The organism is Mangrovicoccus sp. HB161399 (genome assembly GCF_013184745.1).
In the GTDB taxonomy this organism is placed as follows: Bacteria; Pseudomonadota; Alphaproteobacteria; order Rhodobacterales; family Rhodobacteraceae; genus Mangrovicoccus.
This window is the reverse complement of sequence record NZ_JAATVU010000043.1, coordinates 30,190-49,251: the sequence shown is the minus strand read 5'-3', so window position 1 is coordinate 49,251 and position 19,062 is coordinate 30,190. Positions and strand designations below refer to the sequence as shown.

11 protein-coding genes and 1 pseudogene are annotated in these 19,062 nt (G+C 73.5%); 2 read left to right on the top strand and 10 right to left on the bottom strand.

The window, feature by feature from the left end; genetic code table 11:
* Positions 1-503 precede the first annotated feature (503 nt).
* Positions 504-821 (bottom strand): hypothetical protein, encoded by a 318-nt coding sequence (locus HCC78_RS20845; RefSeq protein WP_172330729.1) that lies wholly within the window; start codon positions 819-821, stop codon positions 504-506.
* A 237-nt stretch (positions 822-1,058) separates the two neighbouring features.
* On the opposite strand from HCC78_RS20845, the gene HCC78_RS20840 reads away from it, so the two are divergent.
* On the top strand, positions 1,059-1,727 hold the full coding sequence (locus HCC78_RS20840; protein ID WP_172330728.1) for a transposase: 669 nt from the start codon (positions 1,059-1,061) through the stop codon (positions 1,725-1,727).
* A complete protein-coding gene (locus HCC78_RS20835; RefSeq protein WP_172330727.1) occupies positions 1,681-2,148 on the top strand; it encodes a hypothetical protein in 468 nt (155 codons plus the stop codon). Before HCC78_RS20840 ends, HCC78_RS20835 begins: the two co-directional genes overlap by 47 nt.
* Positions 2,149-2,265: 117 nt before the next feature.
* On the opposite strand, the pseudogene HCC78_RS34925 reads toward HCC78_RS20835, so the two are convergent.
* The 9 genes and pseudogenes from HCC78_RS34925 to HCC78_RS34920 form a co-directional block, all read right to left on the bottom strand.
* Positions 2,266-2,459: pseudogene (locus tag HCC78_RS34925) on the bottom strand (hypothetical protein); the annotation flags it as partial.
* A 418-nt stretch (positions 2,460-2,877) separates the two neighbouring features.
* Positions 2,878-3,393, bottom strand: a complete 516-nt coding sequence (locus HCC78_RS20830) for a hypothetical protein (protein ID WP_172330726.1) — start codon at positions 3,391-3,393, stop codon at positions 2,878-2,880.
* Positions 3,390-5,324 carry an ATP-binding protein gene (locus HCC78_RS20825; protein WP_172330725.1) on the bottom strand — a complete coding sequence of 645 codons (1,935 nt, stop codon included), beginning with the start codon at positions 5,322-5,324 and terminating at the stop codon, positions 3,390-3,392. Before HCC78_RS20825 ends, HCC78_RS20830 begins: the two co-directional genes overlap by 4 nt.
* Before the next feature lies 1 nt (position 5,325).
* On the bottom strand, positions 5,326-7,245 hold the full coding sequence (locus HCC78_RS20820) for a hypothetical protein (RefSeq protein ID WP_172330724.1): 1,920 nt from the start codon (positions 7,243-7,245) through the stop codon (positions 5,326-5,328).
* Between the two features lie 37 nt (positions 7,246-7,282).
* Positions 7,283-11,083: a hypothetical protein gene (locus HCC78_RS20815; protein WP_172330723.1), complete on the bottom strand. Its 3,801-nt coding sequence runs from the start codon at positions 11,081-11,083 to the stop codon at positions 7,283-7,285.
* 1 nt (position 11,084) lies between these two features.
* The gene (locus tag HCC78_RS20810; protein ID WP_172330695.1) at positions 11,085-13,610 is read right to left on the bottom strand and encodes a hypothetical protein; all 2,526 of its coding nucleotides are present in this window, start codon (positions 13,608-13,610) and stop codon (positions 11,085-11,087) included.
* A gap of 2 nt (positions 13,611-13,612) precedes the next feature.
* Entirely contained in the window at positions 13,613-14,491 is an 879-nt protein-coding gene (locus tag HCC78_RS20805) for a hypothetical protein (protein WP_172330722.1), read from the bottom strand.
* Positions 14,488-16,839 (bottom strand): phage tail protein, encoded by a 2,352-nt coding sequence (locus HCC78_RS20800; protein ID WP_172330721.1) that lies wholly within the window; start codon positions 16,837-16,839, stop codon positions 14,488-14,490. Before HCC78_RS20800 ends, HCC78_RS20805 begins: the two co-directional genes overlap by 4 nt.
* On the bottom strand, positions 16,839-19,061 hold the full coding sequence (locus tag HCC78_RS34920; protein ID WP_172330720.1) for a putative baseplate assembly protein: 2,223 nt from the start codon (positions 19,059-19,061) through the stop codon (positions 16,839-16,841). Before HCC78_RS34920 ends, HCC78_RS20800 begins: the two co-directional genes overlap by 1 nt.
* Position 19,062 lies beyond the last annotated feature (1 nt).

Here is a 19,062-nt window from a genome sequence, read left to right as displayed (position 1 = left end):
AGACCGGGTCCGAAGCCCGCACGGGGATCGGCAGGTGGATCGTTCGGCATCTCTCTCGGACGGATCGCGTTCGACGCCTCACTCTGCAACACCCAGCGTCCGCATTCGGCGATCGGAGGACGGACACCCGTCGAGGTCCACGAGGGCCCCGGCATGAAGGCGGCGGCATGATCAACAGGCAAGCTTAGCGCCGCCGAGAAACTGTCCGGGAAATAGGGACCACCTCAAATATCGCCGCAGAATCGCTGCATGGAGCTTGCGCCGCCCCTCGCCGCGAGTCGGGACAGCAAAGACGATGCCGGCTCGAACGCAGCATGCGGCACAGTCAGCGGCAACTGAGGGAAGGTATTTCCGGGGATGGCAGGGAGGCTCTTGGCCAAACGAGACTTCCGGGATCAGACAAAGGCAGGAATGTCCTGACTTTACGATCGCGAGTTCAACTGGGCAACGCCACTCCGCATTCTGGAAGTTCCGCCTGCGGGGTCAGGCATCTGACATGAAAGTCAGTTTTGCCTGACACCCCACACGCGGACCGCTTCCGCGCCGGCCGCGCCCGTCTTCCCCCGCCTGGCATGCGGCTGCGCATGGGTCGGCGGCATCAGCCGCACCTCGCGGCCGCGCCCGGCCGGGTCCCGCGCCCGGCGATGTGCGCCCGGACAGGCCTCCATTCCGGCCATGCACGGCTCGGGCCGCCCGGAGAACCCGGGCACCTGCGACCGGCGCAACCGGCGGCGGAGGGCGGCCCGCCGGTCCGCAGCGGCGCCGCGAACCTGGAACGCGCCCTTGGCCGGATCGAGGCCGATGGCGACAGGCTGCTCCATGGATGGCTCCTCTCGGCGAAAGGCTCCGCAGCTCCCGCCTCGGCACATCGCGATGCCGCTGCAGGGGCCATCCACACCGTCAATGGCGGATAACGGCTCGCTAGCTGTGCCAGTTGGCGGTCTTGCAGGTCGTCTTCGGAGGTCTGCCAGACTACACGACACCGGTTGATTTGGGGGGGCGGCGATCGGCGGAAGGGAGTCTCCTGACGGACTCGACCTCGCCAAAGGAACGGCCCGTTGAATATCCGCGCTCTCGCCGATCTGCAGAAGACGCTAGCCCCGCATGTCCCGCTGGGCAAGTCCCGCCTCGAAACCCTCAGCCGCATCCTTCTGGGCATGATCGGCGCCTGGACGGTGAACCTCACGCATGTCGCCTCCGAGCGGCCAGGTCGCGCCAAGGCTGCATCGACCTACCGCCGGCTGCAGCGTTTCTTTCAGCACGTCGAGCGGCCCGATGACTGGACGGTCGGTCTCGTCGTGGCACTGATCGGCAACCCGCGGCCGTGGCATCTCTGTCTCGACCGGACCAACTGGAAGATCGGCAGGGCGGACGTCAACGTCCTGGTCCTGGCCGTGGTCACCACGCGGTTCCGGGTGCCGCTGATGTGGACGCTGCTGTCCCATGCGGGCAATTCCACGACGGCGCAGCGCATCGCGCTGATGAACCGGTATCTGCAGCATTTCGATGTCTCCACGGTGCGCATGCTGATGGCCGACCGCGAGTTCGCAGGCCAGGAATGGATGGCTTTCCTCTTGGACAGGAAAATCCCCTTCGCGATCCGGATGAAGGAGGATCAGATTGTCCGCGTCGAGGGCCGCGACCTTTCCCTGCGATCCTGGCTGTCGCGCGTGCCCGGGCGTGCGGGGCTTCACCGCGGTCCTGCCCGGGCGGGACGGACATCCTGATCTCGATCTCCATTTCGGTGCCCGGCGGATCAGGGGCGGAGAGCTTCTGGTCGTCGCCTCCTCGCACCCCGGCAGCGGCGTGCGCATCCTGCGGCTCTACCGCAAGCGCTGGCTGACCGAATGTCTGTTCGCCGACAGCAAGACCCGTGGCCTGAACCTCGAGGACACACGCCTCTCGCTCGCGCGAAATTTGTGCTTGCTGATCGCCATCCTGCCGCTCGCCATCGCCCTGGTCTGCCGGACAGCGGCGGCGCTCATGGGAACGAAATTCCCCGGCAGGAAGGCTCACGGATACCTGTCGAAGTCCTGGTTCCGGACCGGCCTCGACGAGACGAGGCGATTGCTCCGGTCGCACGCTGAGATCCCGCCAAGCTTCCGGAAACTCGTCATGCCAAGGCGCCAGCGACAGGGAGTCGTGTAGTCTGGAGGTCTGCTCATGATGACCAGCTACCACGCTGGATTCACGACATTAATCCTCCTTCATTTGCGCAATGACGCCGTCTCGGTCCAGTGGCGACACGAGGACGCACTCCTTGCCCGCCGCCAAATGGAGCCAGCGCTCGTTAGTGGGGAGTTGCCAAGGTTGCGCCACCGGTTCGAGCAACCATCGGCGACGCTGATGTCGGCCAGCCCGATGCGGTTTGGTTCCACGGCCCGGCCATTCCGCCGCAACAGGTTCGGCGCGATGCCCAGGTCGTGCCGGCTGCCGGTCGTCCGCGGCACGCGGCGTCCCCGCCTCGGGGGACAGATGCTGCTTGCCATCGTCCTCGGAACAATGGCGGACAATGGCTCGCCCATTCATCGGCGTGGCCACCGTCTTCTTCGCGACCCGGATCCCTTTCCTCCTGCAGCTCGGCCAGTTCCGCGGCCTCGGCTTGCTGCTTGCGGATTGCCTCCGCCGAGCCCGGGGCGGCGAGCTCGAGCCGCCAGCCTTTCAGCTGCGACAGTGTCACGCCGAACTCGCGCGCGACGTGGGCTGCGTGGCACCTGGCTCCGAAAGGCGCGCGGCGGCCTGCTCGTTGAGCTTGGCGGTGAGGTGGCGGCGGGGCTGTCTGCTGATAAGGAGTCCCTCTCTCCGGGAGCAATGTAAGTCCAAGTCCGGTTTCCGGGGGGCAAGGTCGCCGCCGGTCCTGTTCTACTGCCCGTCCGCTCAGGGCGCCTGCGCTTCCAACTCGTCAAGCGCGCCGCACTCGGCGGCCACGGCCTCGAGGAGTTCGTCTGCCGCCGTGCCGCCCTCCTGTGCCAGCGTCTCCGCCCGGCCGAGCGCCGCCCGGGCCGCGGCGATCCGGGGATCGGGATCCGCTGCCGCCGGACCGGCATCGGCGTCATCCGCCGCCAGCGCCGCCGCAGCCTCGCGGCGCAGCGCCCGGGCGCGGCCGAGCTCCTCCCAGCCAGCCTCCGACGCGCTGTCTGCGCCTTCTGAATCCGCATCCGCATCGGGCAGCGGCGCCTTGCGGCCGATCCCGGGCGCGCCGCCTTCGGCCTCCGCTTCCTCTGTCTCCGGCCCCGGCGCGGCCGCGGCCTCGGCAGGCGACGCGCCGGTTTCCGCGCGCAGGTAGTCCGGAGTTCCGGCCGCGGCGCCGGGGCCCGGCTCGGGCGCGGCCATCTCGGGCGGTGCCTGTTCCTCGGACGGTCCGCGCCGCCGTCTCCAGGGCCTGCGTCTCATCGGTCCTTCCCTCCCAGCCTGAGCAGTTCGGCGGGCGGCGTCTGGCCGAGCTTGCGGTATTCCGAGCGCAGCCCGGCCGCGAGATGCCGCATCGCCAGCGGCGCGTCCTCCTCGGCGGCTGCAACCGCCGCGGCAAGCACCACGTTTCGGATATGCCCGCCCGCCAGATCGGCCAGCGCCGCCAGCCGGTTGAGATCGGCATCGGCCACCGCATGGCCGGTCCCCAGATGCAGCCGCCACAGCGCCCGCCGCTCCGCCGGGTCGGGCTGGCCGAAATCCACGATCGCGTCGATGCGCCGGGTGAAGGCGCTGTCGAAGCGGGTGCGGGCATTCGAGGTCATCAGCACGATGCCGGTATAGGTCTCGATGCGCTGCAGCAGGTAGTTGGTCTGGGCATTGGCGAAGCGGTCGTTGCTGTCCTGGATGTCGGTGCGCTTGCCGAACATCGAATCCGCCTCGTCGAAGAGCAGGACGACCTCCTCGCGCTCGGCCCGGGCCAATAGCTGCGACAGGTTCTTCTCGGTCTCGCCGATGTATTTCGAGGTCACCATCGACAGGTCGACGCGGTAGAGCGGCAGCTCCAGCCGGGTCGCCAGCCAGGACGCGGCCATCGTCTTGCCGGTGCCGGAGGGGCCGGTGAAGAGCGCACGGATGCCGTGCTTGTAGCGCGCCGCCATCGTGGTGCCGAGCCCGTCGGCCAGGGTCTCGCGGCGGGCGCAGCGGCCGCGCAGCAGCTCCAGCTCGCCCTGCAGCGCGGCGGGCAGGATCAGCTGGCCCGCCTCCACCCGGTCGCGGACCGGCTGGGCATAGGCGCCGATGCCCTCGCCCTCGGAGGTCCAGAGCGCCGCGGCGAGATCGCCCTGCTCCGGTCCGTCGCGCCCGCCGAAGGCGGCCTCGACGCGGGCGGTCCGGCACAGCGTCAGGATGCGCCCGGCGCGCTGCAGGTGGGTCCGGCCCAGACGCTCCGCCGCTTCCGGAGGGAAGGCGGTGCGCCAGAGCGCGGCGCGTTCCGCCGCCGCGGGCAGCGGGACCTCCCATTCGGCCAGGGCCATGCCCTCGCAGCCGGTGCTGCCCTCGGGGCCGGCCAAGGCGATCACCGGGCCGGGATAGCCGGGCAGCGGCGGCAGCTGCACGTGCTCGCCCGGACCGGCATCGGCGGCGAAGACGGGCAGCACGCCCGCGGCGGCGGCGAAGGCGCCCAGCCCGGCGCGCTCCGCGGTCTTGGGGTCGGCCAGCATCGGGATCCGGCCGAGCGCGCGGCCCAGCGTCCAGAGGATCCAGTCGCGCTCGATGCCGTCGAGATGGCGCAGCACCAGCAGCGTGGCGGGCCGCAGCGCCAGCCCCTCCGCCCGCGCCAGCACCTGCGCGCGCAGGCTGTCCGGCCAGGGCGCGCCGACCGCCGCGGGAACCGGGCGCAGGCCCTGCCAGCTGCGGCCTGTGCCGGTCAGCGCGGCGGCGAGTCCGGGGGCCAGGACCAGCATCTGCTCGGGCAGCGGCCCGGTGCCGGAAAGCCGCAGCAGCCCGTGCCCGGCGGCGGCCCCGGAGGCCAGGCCCGGCACCGTCGCGCCGAGCGCGCCGAAGGCGTTGGCCGCGAGCCCCAGCATCGGCCGCGCGCCGCCGACCGGCGCCTGCAGCCGGGCCACGGCGCGTCCGGCCATCGCGTCGGTCTCCACCGCCAGCGCCAGCGCCGCCGCGGCCAGCTGGTCCGGCGGCAGCGCCAGCGCCTCGGCGAGCGCGCCCAGCGGGTCGCCGGGATCGGGGGCGGCGCGGAACGGCGCCATCGGGTCGCCGTGCCGCGCCAGCAGGCCCAGCAGGTAGCGGTCCTCTGCGGAGCTGCCCTGCCGGTCCGGCAGCAGCCGGCCGAGCGCGGCCATTGCGGCGGCGCAATATGCGGCGGTGGCAGGATTGGAGGCGGGGCGGCCGTCGGGCATGTCAGGCTCCGTCGAAATCATAGTGGATCTGGACCGCGCGGTAGAGCCAGAGCACCCAGCCGGGATCGATGTCCAGCCCGGCCATCCGGACGGGAAGCTCGATGTCGCGCGCGGACAGCGCCAGGTCGAGATAGCCCGAGCTGACCAGCGCCAGGCCCGGCCGCCGGATCAGCGTCCGGGGGCAGAGGCCGGTGGCCGCGCGCAGGTAGCGCCGTGCCGAAAGCTCCCAGGTCAGCACCGCGCGGTCGTCGAGGCGGCCCCGTACCGGCGTGCCGCGGGCCAGCCCGGCGGGCCAGGCGCGGATCCCGTCCGGCATGCGGCCGCGCCACATGGCGAGGGTCGCCAGGTCGCGCCGGTCGCTGGCCAGCCGCCAGCCGGGCGCTCCGGCCAGGCGGCGGATCCGGAGCGGTTCGGCCGCCCAAAGCCTTCGCAGGGGCGCGGGGGCGAGGAAGTCCGCCATGGCCGGTCCCTCAGGCGGATCGCTGGCGAAGGCCTCCGCCAGCGGGTCGGCCGGACTGCCTCCGGCGCGCAGCAGCATCGAGACCAGCACGCGGCGGCCCAGTTCGGCCTCGTCGAGCAGCGGATGGGCGTCCATCGCCTCGGCGATGCCGAGCCGGGCGAGCGCGCGGATGACCCAGACCAGACCGCCCGTGGGCGTACGGCGCCACCCCTCGCGGTCCGGGTGGATCCCGGCCGGGACCGGGTCGTCTGCGTCCGCGGTCTCCTTTGCAAGCTCCGGGGCTTCGGCATCGGGCTGCAGCGTGCCGATGCGCTCGGACACCTGCGCGCGGGCCGGTTCGGGACGGGAAGGGCGATCCGATGGTGCCGCAGGGCCGGGCGCCGGCTCCGGCGGGCGCAGTGTCTCCGCGGCGGGGTTGTCCGTCCGGTCCCGGCGTGGCGGCAGCGGCCGGGGCCGTGCGGGAGAAGACGCCGGCTGCGCCGGAGCGGCGGTCTCCGGCGCGGGTTCGCGGGCGGCGGGGGACGGTCCGGCAGGACGCTCCGCCCCGGCCGTCCCGGGGGCCTGGGTTGATGGCCGTTGCGGCCGGGCCGTGCCGCGCGGCGGTCCGGCGGCTTTGGCCGGCAAGTCTGGTGGAGCCGCAGCGGGGTCGGCGGGCCGGGAAATGATATCCTGTGCGAGGCGGCGCACGGCTGCGGGCGAGGGATGCGCCCGGCCGTCGGCGGTGATGGCGGCCGCCGCGATCAGCTGCGCGACCGGTGCCGCGGCATCTGCCGGGACGGACCCGGCGCCAAGGCAGTTCTCGGCCGCGCGGATCAGCCGGATCCCGGCGGGGCCCGGCCGCGGCGCCGGCACGGCGGCAGGTGCCTCCCGCGCCGCGCCGCGCCGGGCAGGCTCCGGGTCCGGCGGAAGCGGCGAGGGCGCGGCAGGGCCGGGGCTGCGGCCGCAGACGGCCGCCGCGAGATGCCGCGCATCGGCGGGGGCGAGGCAGCCCAGCAGATCCGGCAGGCGGCCATGTTCGGCGAGGCTGGACAGCACGCGCGTGACCAGGGGGCCGAATTCCGGGCTGCGGCTGTCCGCGGCCAGCCAGGCCAGCACCGCCGGTCCGAGCGCGGTGCGCGCCGGGCGGCGGCCGAGCGCGGCCTGCAGGTACCACGGCCAGGGCGACCCTGCGAGCCGGATGGCCTCGGCCAGCAGGCTGCCCCGGTCCGGGAAGAGCACCGCCCCCGCCGTGGCGGCCTGCGGATCGGCGGGGCCCCGGGCCTGTCCGGCGGCCTCCCGCAGGTCGATCGCCCGTCCGCTTCCCAGCCGCAGCCGCGCCTCGCGCAGCACCAGGATCGCCTGCGGCGGCAGATGCGGATCGGCATCCGCCAGTGCCGCCTCCGCGGCCTGCCGCACCCGTCCGGCCCGGACCCCGGCGGGGACCGGCGCGCGCAGGCGGCGGATCTCGATCCGGTGGCTCACCGCACGCACCTCCGGCCGGTGCCGCCCCGCCGCTCCATCAGCGCAGCCCTGCGAAGCTGCCGGCCTTCGGTTCGGCGAAGGAGACCGCATCGCCGGTGGCCAGCACGGCGCCGATGCTTTCGACCGCCGCGATCCGCACCCGTGCGGTGGTGCCCGAGAGATCCTCGATTACCCCGGTCGCCCCGCCCGCGCCGAACCGCGCCGTCATGCCGATCTTCAGCACCCCGCGCGAGGCGTCGATCTCGACCAGACCGCCGGGCTTCAGTTCGGTCGTGCGCGCCGCGGTGCCCTCGACGATGGCAGCGACCGGCGCGTGGCTGGCCAGCAGCAGGCAGACCTGGATCAGCTCGGACGCGAAACTGCGCCCGTCGTCCTGCGCAAGGTCGAACTGCGACAGGATCCAGCCCGCCATCCGCTCCAGCGCGCGCCAGTCCTCGTGGGTGATCGCGTCCTGCGGGCGCAGCCGGCCCCAGCCGGGCAGGCGCTGGTAGCGGGTCAGGTCGGCCGGCGCGTCATGCACGCTGAAGGCCTCCGCCCAGGTCAGCCGAAGGTCGGCGGGCACCTGGCGGAACTGCTGGTAGAGGCAGACCGAGACGTCCTCGATCCGCTCGAAGCCCTGCCAGGCCTCGCGCGCCAGCCCCGAGCCGCCCTCGCCGGACTCCAGCAGGTCGGCGAAGGACAGATCCTCCCAGGCGCGGCGGCGCAGCTGGGTCCAGCTCAGCGGCGCGAGCTGCGCCAGGTCGAGCGCAGCGCGCGCCTTGTAGCTTTGCTGCAGCGCCGCCTGCCGCGCGTCGAGCGTCTTCCGGACCAGCCGCGCGCCGGTGCCGGTGGCGTGGGACTGCACCGGCTGGACCGCCTGGCGGCCGCGCATCAGCCCGGCGCGGCGGCGGGCGAAGTCGAACACCGCCTTCAGCCGCTCGGCGGCGTTGAGCCGGTCGATCAGCGGGCGCAGCTCTGCCAGCGTGCCCAGCGGCAGCTCCCTGAGGTTCGCCAGCATCGCCTCCAGGTCGGCGGGCGGCGGTTCGTTGTTGCGGAAGCATTGCGGCAGCGGATCGCGGAACTCGCCGTAGAGCGGCGTCGAGGGCGCCGTGGCGAAGCGGTCGGCGCTGCGCGGCCGCAGGAAGCCGAGGATGGTGACGTTCTTCTCCAGCACGTCCTGGCGGCGCGCGTTCAGCGCCAGCACCCGTGCCTCTTCCTCGTCGCGCAGGGCTTCGGCCAGGTGCAGGTCGTGGCGGGCCTCTTCCAGGTCGGCGGCGATGGCGTCCATCTCCGACTGCCAGGCCTCGGCCAGAGTGTAGGCCCCGACCAGCGCCTTGCGCATCAGGTCGAGCCAGCCGGAATAGCTGCCCAGCCGCGCCTCCACCGCATGCAGGATGTCGACCGCGGATTCCAGAACGGCGACGGCGGCGGAGAAATAGTCGGCCTCGTCGGGATTCTCGGGCTCGGGGTCGAAGGCCGAGGACTGGATCCAGCGCGGCGCATCGGCATCGCCGAGCGAGACCGCCTCCTCGCGCAGCTGGGCCAGCATCTGGGACAGCAGCGCCTGCGCGCCCGCGGACAGCTCCGCCTGCGGCAGGGCGGCGCGCAGCGCGTCGATGTCCACCGCGTCCAGATCGGGGGCGGCGACCGCCACCCGATGGGCGAGGATCACGCTCCAGGCGCGGAAGCCGTCGCTTTCCTGGTTGGGATGCGCCGCGCGGATCTCGCCGTCGATCCGCTGGAAATCGGCGCTGGCCAGCACGACCCGGCTGCCCGAGGTCGAGGGCACGGCCAGCCCGCCGAGATGGACCTCCAACTTCTGCATCGAGCGCACGATCTCGGCCTTGGTGGTGCGCGCGGCATTCATCGCCTCCTGCGCGGGCGAGGGCCGCAGCCGGTCGGCGATCGTCAGCGTGCGGTAGGGCGCGCGCGCGCCGTAGAGCAGGTTCTGCACCGCGATCTTCGACACGCTCGACTGGATGGTCTGCACGGCGATCTTGTCGGCGGCGAAGATGCCGGTCAGCGGCAGGATCGGCGTGGCGCCGATCTGCCCGATCGGCTGGCTGACCGCGGTGCCGACCGGCTGGGCCAGCGCGATCGGCAACGGCGAGATCACCGCCGGTTCGAAGGCGACCGCCCGCATGGCGAAGGTGGCTTCCGCGGGCTGCGCTGCCGCGGCCACGGCCGGGACCGATGCCTTGGAAGCCTCGAAATATTTCGACACGCGGTCATAGGCCTCGACGCTGGTCTCGGCCTCCAGCGCGATCTTGCCCACCACCGGCGAGGTCGACAGCCGCATCGCGTCGGTCTGGCCAAGCAGGTTCTTGCGCGCGCGGAAGATGTCGGTCTGCATCCGCAGGTAGGACAGGTCGAGCACGTCATTGGCGTTGCCGACGCGGGACTGGACCTCTTCGGCCAGCGGCTTCAGCCCGCGGAAGGCCGCGGCGTCCCCGGCAGGAGGCAGTCCGCGGGCATCGGCCAGCTCCTTCTCGGCGTCCGAGATGTCGAGCTCCGCCATGTCCGCCGACAGCGCGTCGAGGATCGCCATTGCGGCGGCGCGGTGGTCGGTGATGCCGTCGGACAGAACCTCGGGCACCGGCACGTCCTCGCCGTAGTCCGGCACGGTCTCCGGATCGACCAGCGCGAAGACCGCCCCGGCCATGAAGCGCATCTGGTCGCGCCGGGAGGTGTAGTCGGCCACATCGGCGGTGCTGGCGTCGATCTCCTGCTGGAAGCGCGGGCTGACCGTCTCGATCACCAGGAGCCGCGGCTCCCAGACGGCATCGGGCACCGGCACGAGGATCTCGGCCATGTCCGGGCGCGAGAGGTCGAAGGGTGCCAGAGAGGCGGCCTCGGCCAGCAGCGCCTCGAACTGCCCGGTGGTGACCGGCGCGGCGCGCAGCTGCCAGTCCGCGGGAAAGAAGCGCAGGCTGCGGGCGGCGAAATCCATCAGCCCGGGCGGCAGCACGCCCGCGGGCGGCAGGTAGCGGAAATGCGCGGCGCCGGGCGCCAGGTCCTGCCCGGCGGCGCGCAGGTCCTGCAGCTGTTCGACGAACTGGTCGAAGCGCGCCCGGCGCAGCGCCGCCCGTCCGACCGAGCCGGAGGAGGGGGCCAGCGTTTCCAGCCCGCCGCCCGCGCGCGCCACCGAGAACCGGTCGAGGAAGTCGATCGCCCCGGTCTCGGCGACATGCAGCATGCAGATCGGCAGGCCGTGGACGGTCCAGGCCGGGAAGCGTCCGGCGCGGGCCTCGGCCTCTTCCTCGCGCAGCAGCGCATCGGCCAGCAGGTTCCGCCGCCGCGCCGGCGGGGTGCCCTCGGGCGGCGTGATGTCGACCGGCGACCAGACCAGGCAGGCGCCGTCGGCCATGGTCAGGTCGGCATAGGCCAGCGCACCGGGATCCACCGGGCAGGGATCGTCGCCGCTGTCCGGGCCGGCGGCGACCGCGCGCACCGGCTTCAGCGACAGGATCACCAGCCCGCGCGGCGGCTGCCCGGCATCGGCGATGGCGCGGGCCGGGGGGATGTCCGACAGGCGGCAGCGCAGCCCGCCCTCGACCGAGATGTCCTCGCCGTCATGGCCGATCCCCGCTCCCGGAGCGACATGGATGATTGCGTCGTCCTCCAGCGGCTCGGCGCGCACCGACAGGCCGGTGACCACGCCCGGGGTCAGCGCCTGGCACAGCAGAGCGCCGCGGCGGTCGCGCTGGCGCTGCTCGGCCTGCAGCGCGGCGGCGGTCAGCGACCGGCCCGGCAGGTAGTTCAACCGCTTGAGCCAATCGCCGCCCACCTGCGGGGCGAAGCGCGGCGCGACGTCGAGGGCGCGCTCCCCGGCAATCCAGTCGAGACTCGGCATGGTCATCTCAGCCTCCCGCGGCGATCTGGTCGATGGCAGCCGCGACCGACTTCGCGGTCGCGCCGCGCGCAAGGCAGGCCTTGCGGATGCTGTCGCAGGCGGCGGCCGCCTGCCGCTTCGCCATGTCGGCGATGGCGGCGACCTGCACCGGCCGGGTGGCCTGGCCGACGAGCTCGGCGACCTGCGCGTCCTCCTTGGCGGCGGCGGGATCGCGGACGGAGGCCGCCGTGGCCGCCGGAAGCAGGACGGTCTCCACCTTCGCCAGCTTTTCCACCGTCGCGGCATCGAGCACCCTCAGCGGCGTGACCGCCCGCAGGGTCAGGCGCGCCAGCGGCTCCAGATTGGCTAGGATGGTGGTCATCGCGATCCGCGACGTGCCGACATTGCCCGCGGACATGATCTTGGCCAGCGTCTCCTGCACATTGGCGTCGGCGGGCTTGGCCTGCAGCGCCGCGATCCGCCGCGCCAGCACCGGATCGGCAATGGCGGCGGCGCTGTCAGCGGTGACGAGCCGGTCTGTCACCACCAGGCTGACCGGATCGGAGGGGCGCGTCGCGATGATCGGGCCGGAATCGCCGGTCCCGGCGGTCTTCGCCATGAACTCGTTGACCGCCCCGGCGTCGCCCTGCTCCATCAGTTCCTGAAGCTGGTCGATGGCCTTCAGCCGGTCGGTCTCGGCCATGCCGGGCAGGCGGTTGACGAAGGACGGCAGTGCCTCGCCGACGGCCAGCACGGCCAGCGTCTTGGCCTGGCGTTCGGTCACCTCGCCCGGCGCGGTGCCCAGCAGGCCGGCGCGCAGCAGCGCCCAGCCCTTCACCGGCGTGTCCGACAGGATCGCCAGCACCTGCCGCGGCGGGATCTCGGAATCCTCGGTGCGGAACAGCGCCACCGCCACCTGCAGCGGATTGTCGGCCGTCGTGCCGCTGCCGTAGTAGTCGAGCAGCGCCGCGGCGCGGTCGTCGCCGGCCTCCAGCGCCTCCTTGGCCAACTCCGCGAGATCGCCGTAGCCTTCTATCCGCCGCAGCACCAGCTCCAGCGGAGTGGGCTCCGGCACTGGCACCGGATCGCCGCCGCCGCCATCGCCGCCGCCATCGCCGTCCCCGCCGCCGCCGTCCCCGCCGCCCGGCTCCTCGACCGGTTCGGAGACGATCGGCACCAGCACGTCCTCGAGATCGAGATTGCGCACCAGTGTGCGGCGGCGGACATACCAGATGCCGACATCGCGGGCGAGCAGGTCGGCCCAGGCCGATTGCGTCGCCGAAGGCTCGGGCGGCTGGGCCGCGCGGGTCACGTCGGCCAGGCTCAGCCGGAACACGTCGATCCGCTCCAGCGGCTTGACATGTCCCCAGCCGTAGAGCGCGGCCGGACGCAGCTGGCGCTCCAGCGGCTGCAGCGCCGAGATCTCGCTGGCCAGCAGGCTGCGCGGCACCGGGACCAGCACCAGCACGCCGACATTCTCCAGCGCCTCGCCGCCGTCGAGGTCGATCGGCGCGAGGTCGAAGCTGTCGTCGAGCAGCGCGGGCAGCTCGTCCTCGGGGATCAGCGACAGCTCGACTTCCATCTCGGGCGGGAAGTAGCTCTGGGTGAAGGCGACCGGGTCGATCGCGCCGCGCGGCATGCGCCCGGCCGCCGGCAGCAGCCGGAACGCCTCGCGCGCGGCCCAGGCCGGGCTGCGGCCGGTTTCCAGGTAGCTCTGCTCCAGCTCGCGGAACACCATGTCGTACTGGTGGAAATGCGCCAGCCGCCGCTGGTCGTCGGCCAGCCCCAGCCCCAGCACGTCGCGGCGCGAGGCGGTGAGGGTGCGGCGCACCATGTGCATGTCGATCCAGTCGATCTTGCCCAGGCGCATCGCGATCATCGCGATCGGCAGGGCATGGGCCGCCAGCTGCAGGTCCTGCCCGCCGCGGAAGATCTGCCGGGCGGCGGCGGCGCGCAGCGTGCCGCTGTCGGCGGCGGGCTCGGAGACGCCGAAGGGGGTCAGCGTCACCGCCACCGCCTCGATCCGGTCGCCGTCGCGCAGGTCGCGCGTGCCGTCGGTGCCGGTCGGGTAGGAGGCGATCTTGTTGGCGGTGAATTCCACCGGGCGCAGCGACAGCACGAAGAGCCCCGAGCGGTTCTGCGCCGGGACCGCCGGGCTGGAGGAAGTGCCGAGCCTTGCATTCACCCCGTCCGCCACGGCGAGTTCCGCAAGGTCGATCTGCAGATCCTCGGCCAGCAGCAGGTGCGTGCCGCTCTTGGCGATGCCGTGCCCGGCGAGGATCTCCAGCCGCGCGCCCGCGCCATCGGCGGCGGCGGACGGATAGACCTCCAGCCCGTCGATCACCCCGCGCCCCATGCCGCGGGCCATGTCGCCCTGCCGCGTGAGGAAGTAGTTCTGCTCGCGCAGCAGGTCGCGGGCGGCAAGGAAGCGCCCGTCGAACCAGACGGGCAGCGAGCGCTCGGCATCGACCGACAGCACGCCCTGCGCGCGCAGCTCGGCCGCGGTGGCCTCGTCGATCAGCTCTCGGTCGGTCAGCGACACGTAGGTGGACATGGTCAGTCTCCTGTGGCGATCAGCGCCAGCAATTCGGCGGTCGAATAGGCGTGGTGGCGGGCGGCATTGTCGGCGGTCGGATCGATCGCCGTGTTGCGCGCGGGCGGGGTGCCGGCGGTGGCGGGCAGCATCAGCCGGGCAAGGAAGACATCCGCCGGATTGACGTCGGCGGGATGCTCGATGTCCGGCTCGACCGTGCCGTCGTCGCCGTTCCACAGCGCGTCCTCGATCCAGCCGGTCTGGCGCTTGCGCTCGCCGAGCGCGGTCAGGCGGGCGGCGAAATCGCCCTCCAGCGCGGGGCCGTGGGCGGCCCGCGGCAGCGGCGGATCGGTCTCGGCGCGCAGAACCATGGTCGCCACCGCCACCTCGCGCAGCCGCAGCGGCGAAACCGCGTCGAGCGCGTCGAAATTGCCGGTCGCGAAGGCCGGGCGCAGCGCGGTCTCGCAGTCGCGGAAGCCGAGGAACACGTCGGCCAGCACATGGTCGGGCGTGTCGCCCGCCCCGGTGCGGAAGGCCCGCATCAGCCGGGTCTGGGTGCCCGGCCCGCCGCGCTCCAGCTCTTCGGCATGCTCCGCCTGGCGGTCCTCGAACCAGCGCGACAGGGTCAGGCACAGCGCCTGCGGCGCCTCGCAGAGCCGCCCGATCCGGTCGACCGCCAGCCCCGGCGACACGGTCACCCGGGCATCGGGGCCGGTTCCGGCGGTGACGTCCAGCCCGGCCACGGTGCCGTCGCCGTGCAGGTAGCGCGCCAGCCGCGCCAGCCGCCCGCGGTGATAGGCCTGCTCGGCGCGGAAATCGGCATCGTCCAGCAGCATCCCGTTGGCATAGGCGACGCGCTCGGGGAACAGCTCGCGGCTGGGATTGTCCTGTCGAACCGTCATGGGGTCTCTCCTGGATTTGTGCGGGGGTCGAGGGCCGGGGCGGCGCGCACATGAGCCGCCTCGCCCAGAATGGTTTCGTCCACCCGGATGGCGGGCAGGCCGGGGCGCGGCCTGAGATAGGTGTCCACGGCAAGCAGGCTGTAGAGCCCCAGCCGCAGGGGCTGCGAGCCGGTGGCGAAGCGCAGCGCGACATGGGCGGGGGCGAGCTCGTCCGCGATCCGGCGGACCAGGCCGAAGGCAGCATCCGGCAGGTCGGCATGGACCAGCACCGTCACCTGGAAGGCCAGCTTCGCGAAGACGGCCGCCGCATCGAGATCGCTCTCCGCGCCGAAATAGAGCGACAGCAGCTCGGCGCGCTCCTCCTCGCCCAGCCCTCCGGACGTCCCGTCGCCGAGGAACAGCCCGGGCCCGACGATGGAATTGCCGCTTTCGACGAAGCCCGCGAGGATCGGGTCCTCGCGCCGCCCGTAATCGGCCCCGAGAATGGTGGCGAAGGTGCGGCGCAGGCGGAAATCCTCGATGATGACGATGCCGCCGCGGGTGACCTCGCCGCCAGTCGCGATGTCGAGCGCGCGGGCCATGCCTTCCAGCGTGCCGCGGCGGCGGTGCAGCCAGGTCCCGGCGGCCAGCATCTGCCGCCGCGCGGTTTCGGGCAGGCCGGGCGCCAGCGACAGGCCGATCCAGCCCGCCAGCCAGTCCATCGCCGCGGGCGGCGCGGCCTCCGGCGCGGTCAGCAGGTAGGCGGCGGCGACCTTGTCCTCGATCCGGGTCAGCTGGTGCTCGAAGAGCGCCGCGAACCGGTCGTAGAAATCGGCGCCGTCAGCGGGGCCCGCGGCCTCGGGGTCGGCGTCCTGCCGCTTGCGGAAGACCGGCGGCAGGTAGTTCTCCACCAGCGAGAAGCGCTCGGCATAGGCGCGCAGCGCGGCGATCTTCGGCGTCGCCTGGCCGGTGCCGGCCAGGGTCAGCTCGACCGCGAGGTAGCGCCCGCGCAGGGCCCGGTCGCGCATGCCGCCGCGCTGGACGAGGACCGAGAAGGCCCCCGCGCGGTCCCGTTCGGGCGCGGTGCCGAGCAGGCCGGGATGATGCGGCAGCTCCGAGGCTTCGCCCAGCCAGGCGCCCCTGGGGATGTCCGGCCCGGCTTCGGACCCGCCGAAGACATGCCGCCAGCGCGGCGCCTCCGCCAGCTCCTCCGGGCTGTCCGCCGCGGCCAGGTCGACCGCCAGCCCGCATCCCGGCGGCAGCACGGCCTCGATCACCAGCCGGTGCCATTCCGCGCCGGGGCTGCCGCAGTCGAAGGGATCGGCCAGCCGCGCGGTGCCCGAAGCGGCATAGCCGGGCAGGGACAGCGCGCGCAGCGGCACGGGCTTCTGCGGCCGGGCCTCCGCGGCCCCCGCGGTGACCGGGACCGGCCAGGACGCCCCGCGGCAGAGCCGGGCATTCTCCCGCGCCCGCAGCGGCAGCCGCGCCGGTGCCAGAGAGATCTCCTGCGGCGCCTCGCCGGGGCCGATGTCGAAGCCGAGCGCCGCGGGCGCGCCGGGATAGATCGCCGCCAGCCGCCGCGGCCCGAGCCAGCCGAGGCAGCCGGGGAAGCCGCGCTGCGGCAGTTCCAGCCGGGTCTCCGCGCCGCCCGGCGCGCGGAACACCGCATGGGCGCGGCGGGCATTCGGATGCGACAGCACCAGCACCGCCAGCATGCCCTCGGGCGAGGCCGCGGCATCGGCGATCCGCTCGTTCGGGGCCAGCCCGACCGGCGCCTGCTCGATCAGCCGGGGCGGGTCCAGGTAATCGGTCTCGGGCTGGAAGCGGCGGAAGGCGCGGAACCGCGCGGCATGGTCGGACAGCGGCATCCCGGCGAGGGCGAAGACCCGGCCGCCGGAGCGCTCCAGGACCCAGACCGCGGGACCCGAGACCGCGATCCGGTCGGGCTGCAGCCCGGGCAGGTCCAGCACGGCCGGGATCGCCCAGCGGCCGCGGCAGTCGACCAGCGCGACCCGGCCGTTCCCCTCGCTGCCGCCGCAGAGAACCAGAACGCCCTCGGGCGTCATCGCCATGTCCGAGACCGCCATGCCCCCGAGCGGATCGGAGACCAGCAGGACCGGTTCCTCGGCCACGCCCGCGGCAAGGATGTCGGTGCCGTCGGTCCAGGCGTAGTTGCCGGCCGCATCCGCGGCCACCGGCGCCATTCCGGCAAGCGCCAGCGCCTGGCTGCGCGGCTGCGCGGTCTCCGCGGCCGGGGCCGATCCGGCGAGGGCCAGCGCACGGCATCCTGCCGACCAGTGGGTGCCGGCGCCGGTCTCCAGCTGCGCGGCACGGTCGATCATCCAGAAGCGGTGGCGGTTGGCATCCATCAGCAGAGCTCCGGCACGACGGGGATGGGCTGGGCGGAGCCGCTTCCGCTTCCGCCCGATCCGGTTCCGGGCGGAAGCGGGCTGCCCGGCGCCTCGGTTGCGTCGGTCACCACCAGCACGTCGCGCAGTTCCGGCAGCTGCCAGCGTTCCAGCGCGACCGCCTGGGCGGGATGGCCGGGGGCCGAGGGCGCGACCTGCCAGCTGCCGTCGCTGCCCCGGAGGAACAGGTTCAGCCCGAAGACCGCGCGGACGCCTTCGGTGCGGGCGGCGGCGACCTCCAGCTCCAGGTTGCTCGGCGCGCGGCCGAAGGGCCAGCCCGCGCCGTCGCGCCCGCCCGGCGCGGCGGGGAAGAGGCTCAGGCGCAGCGCCTCCTCGACGCTGCGGGTCACGGTGTCGGTGGCATGCCCGGCGACCAGCCCGACCGAGACGGAGACCGCGACCGGCACGTAGTCGATGCCGACCACGTACATCTCGGTTCCGACCATGCGGCGGGCGTCGAGCCGGTCATGCACCGCCTGGATCAGGCTGCGGCTGGCGCGCGGATGCGGCGCCTTCAGCACGGCCGGGGCGGGCACCACCTGGACGGTGACCACGCCGGGCACGTCGGAGAGCCGCTGGAACGGGCGGAAGCGCGGCATCACCTGGACGCGGGCGATGTCGACGCCGGGCGTGCCGCGGGCGAGATCGGCGTAGTCGGTCTCGGTCACCGCCCGGTCCTGGTGGCGCAGCCGCGAGGGCAGGCGCTTCTCCGCCTCGTCCAGCGTCTCGGCCTCGGCGCCGCCGCGGGTGGCGAGCGGCTGCAGCGCGGACAGCCGCGGCTGCGAGATCGCCGCCAGCGTGCCGGCCGCAAGGTTCCCGGCCCTGCCGCCGCCATGGCGCATCTCGATCACCCGGACGCGGGCGCCTGCCTGCGGCACCCGTCCGCGCACGCCGTCGCCGAAGCCGATCACCCCGGCCTCGGCGTCGAGCTGGAAGGCGGAGTCGTCGCGCCCGGCGAAATGCAGGTCCTCGATGCGCCTCCACTGCTCGAAGGCGCCGTCGCCGCGCTGCACGGCCAGCACCAGGCTTGCGGGATCGACCGAGCCCGCGGGCAGCTGGAAGCGCTGGTCGGCGGATCCGTCGGACACGCCGAGCGACAGGTTGCGCAGGCTGCGGCGCTGCTCCACCTCGACCGCGTTGACGCCCGCCCAGGCCAGGGCAAGCCGCGGCGCGGTGCGGGCGGGGCGCAGCCGGATCCAGCTGACCAGCCGGGCGGCGGTTTCCGGATCGTCGATCCGCGGCGGCCGGTCGCCGACCCCGGCATCGACATCGGCATCGGGGTCGTTCTCGGGCAGGCCGAGTTCGGCGGGTTCGGGCATGACCAGCCGGACGATGCCCGCGCGGCGGAACCCGCCCGTGGTGTCGGTGCCGGTTGGCGCGAGCGTCAGATAGCCCGGCGGGCTGGCGGTGGCGCCGTCCGCGGAGGTGGCCAGGGGCATCTGCCAGACCCAGTCGCCCGCCTGCACGGCGCTGCCGAGCGGATCGTCGCTGTCTTCCTCGACGCGTTCGGCGGGGGCGAGGCCGACATTCAGCACCAGCGGTCCGCGGTCCTCGCGCGAGAAGGCGGCGCGCGCGGCTTCGCGGTCCTCGGGGACGCGGGCGAGCAGCGCGATCCACAGGCTCTGGTCGACCGCCTCGGCGGCGATGTCGACGCCCTCCGGCGTGCCGCGGCCGCCCTGGAAGAGCGGCGTGGTCACGTAGGGATCGGATCCCGAGAGGCGGTAGACCTCCTCCAGCTCGCGCTGCACCGCTGTCAGGCTGCCGGCCTCGGCATCGCTGGGGCGGCGCTTGAGGTAGCAGCGCCCGTCCAGCGGCGCGATCTGGGCCTCGGCAAGCGTCTCGAACTCCGCCGGGCCCGGCACCCGCACCCGTGCGGACACCGCGGCACGGGCGGTGTCGCGCGGGTTGGAATGGGCAAGCTGCAGCAGACCCGCGGCAGGCACCGCAGGCAGCAGCGGCATGCCGAGCAGCCGCAGGAAGGCCAGCCGCTGGCGCTCGGGCAGCAGGTTGACCCGGTAGAGCAGCCGGTCGCCCATCCAGGCGAACAGGTCGATCAGCGCGCGGCCGGGATCGCCCGGACGCGGGTTGCGCCAGTCCGGGGTATGCGCCGGGATCTGGGCGATCATCTCTGCGGCGAGGTCCTCGGCGCTGCGGTCGTGAAGGTTGTAGTACGGTATCGGCACG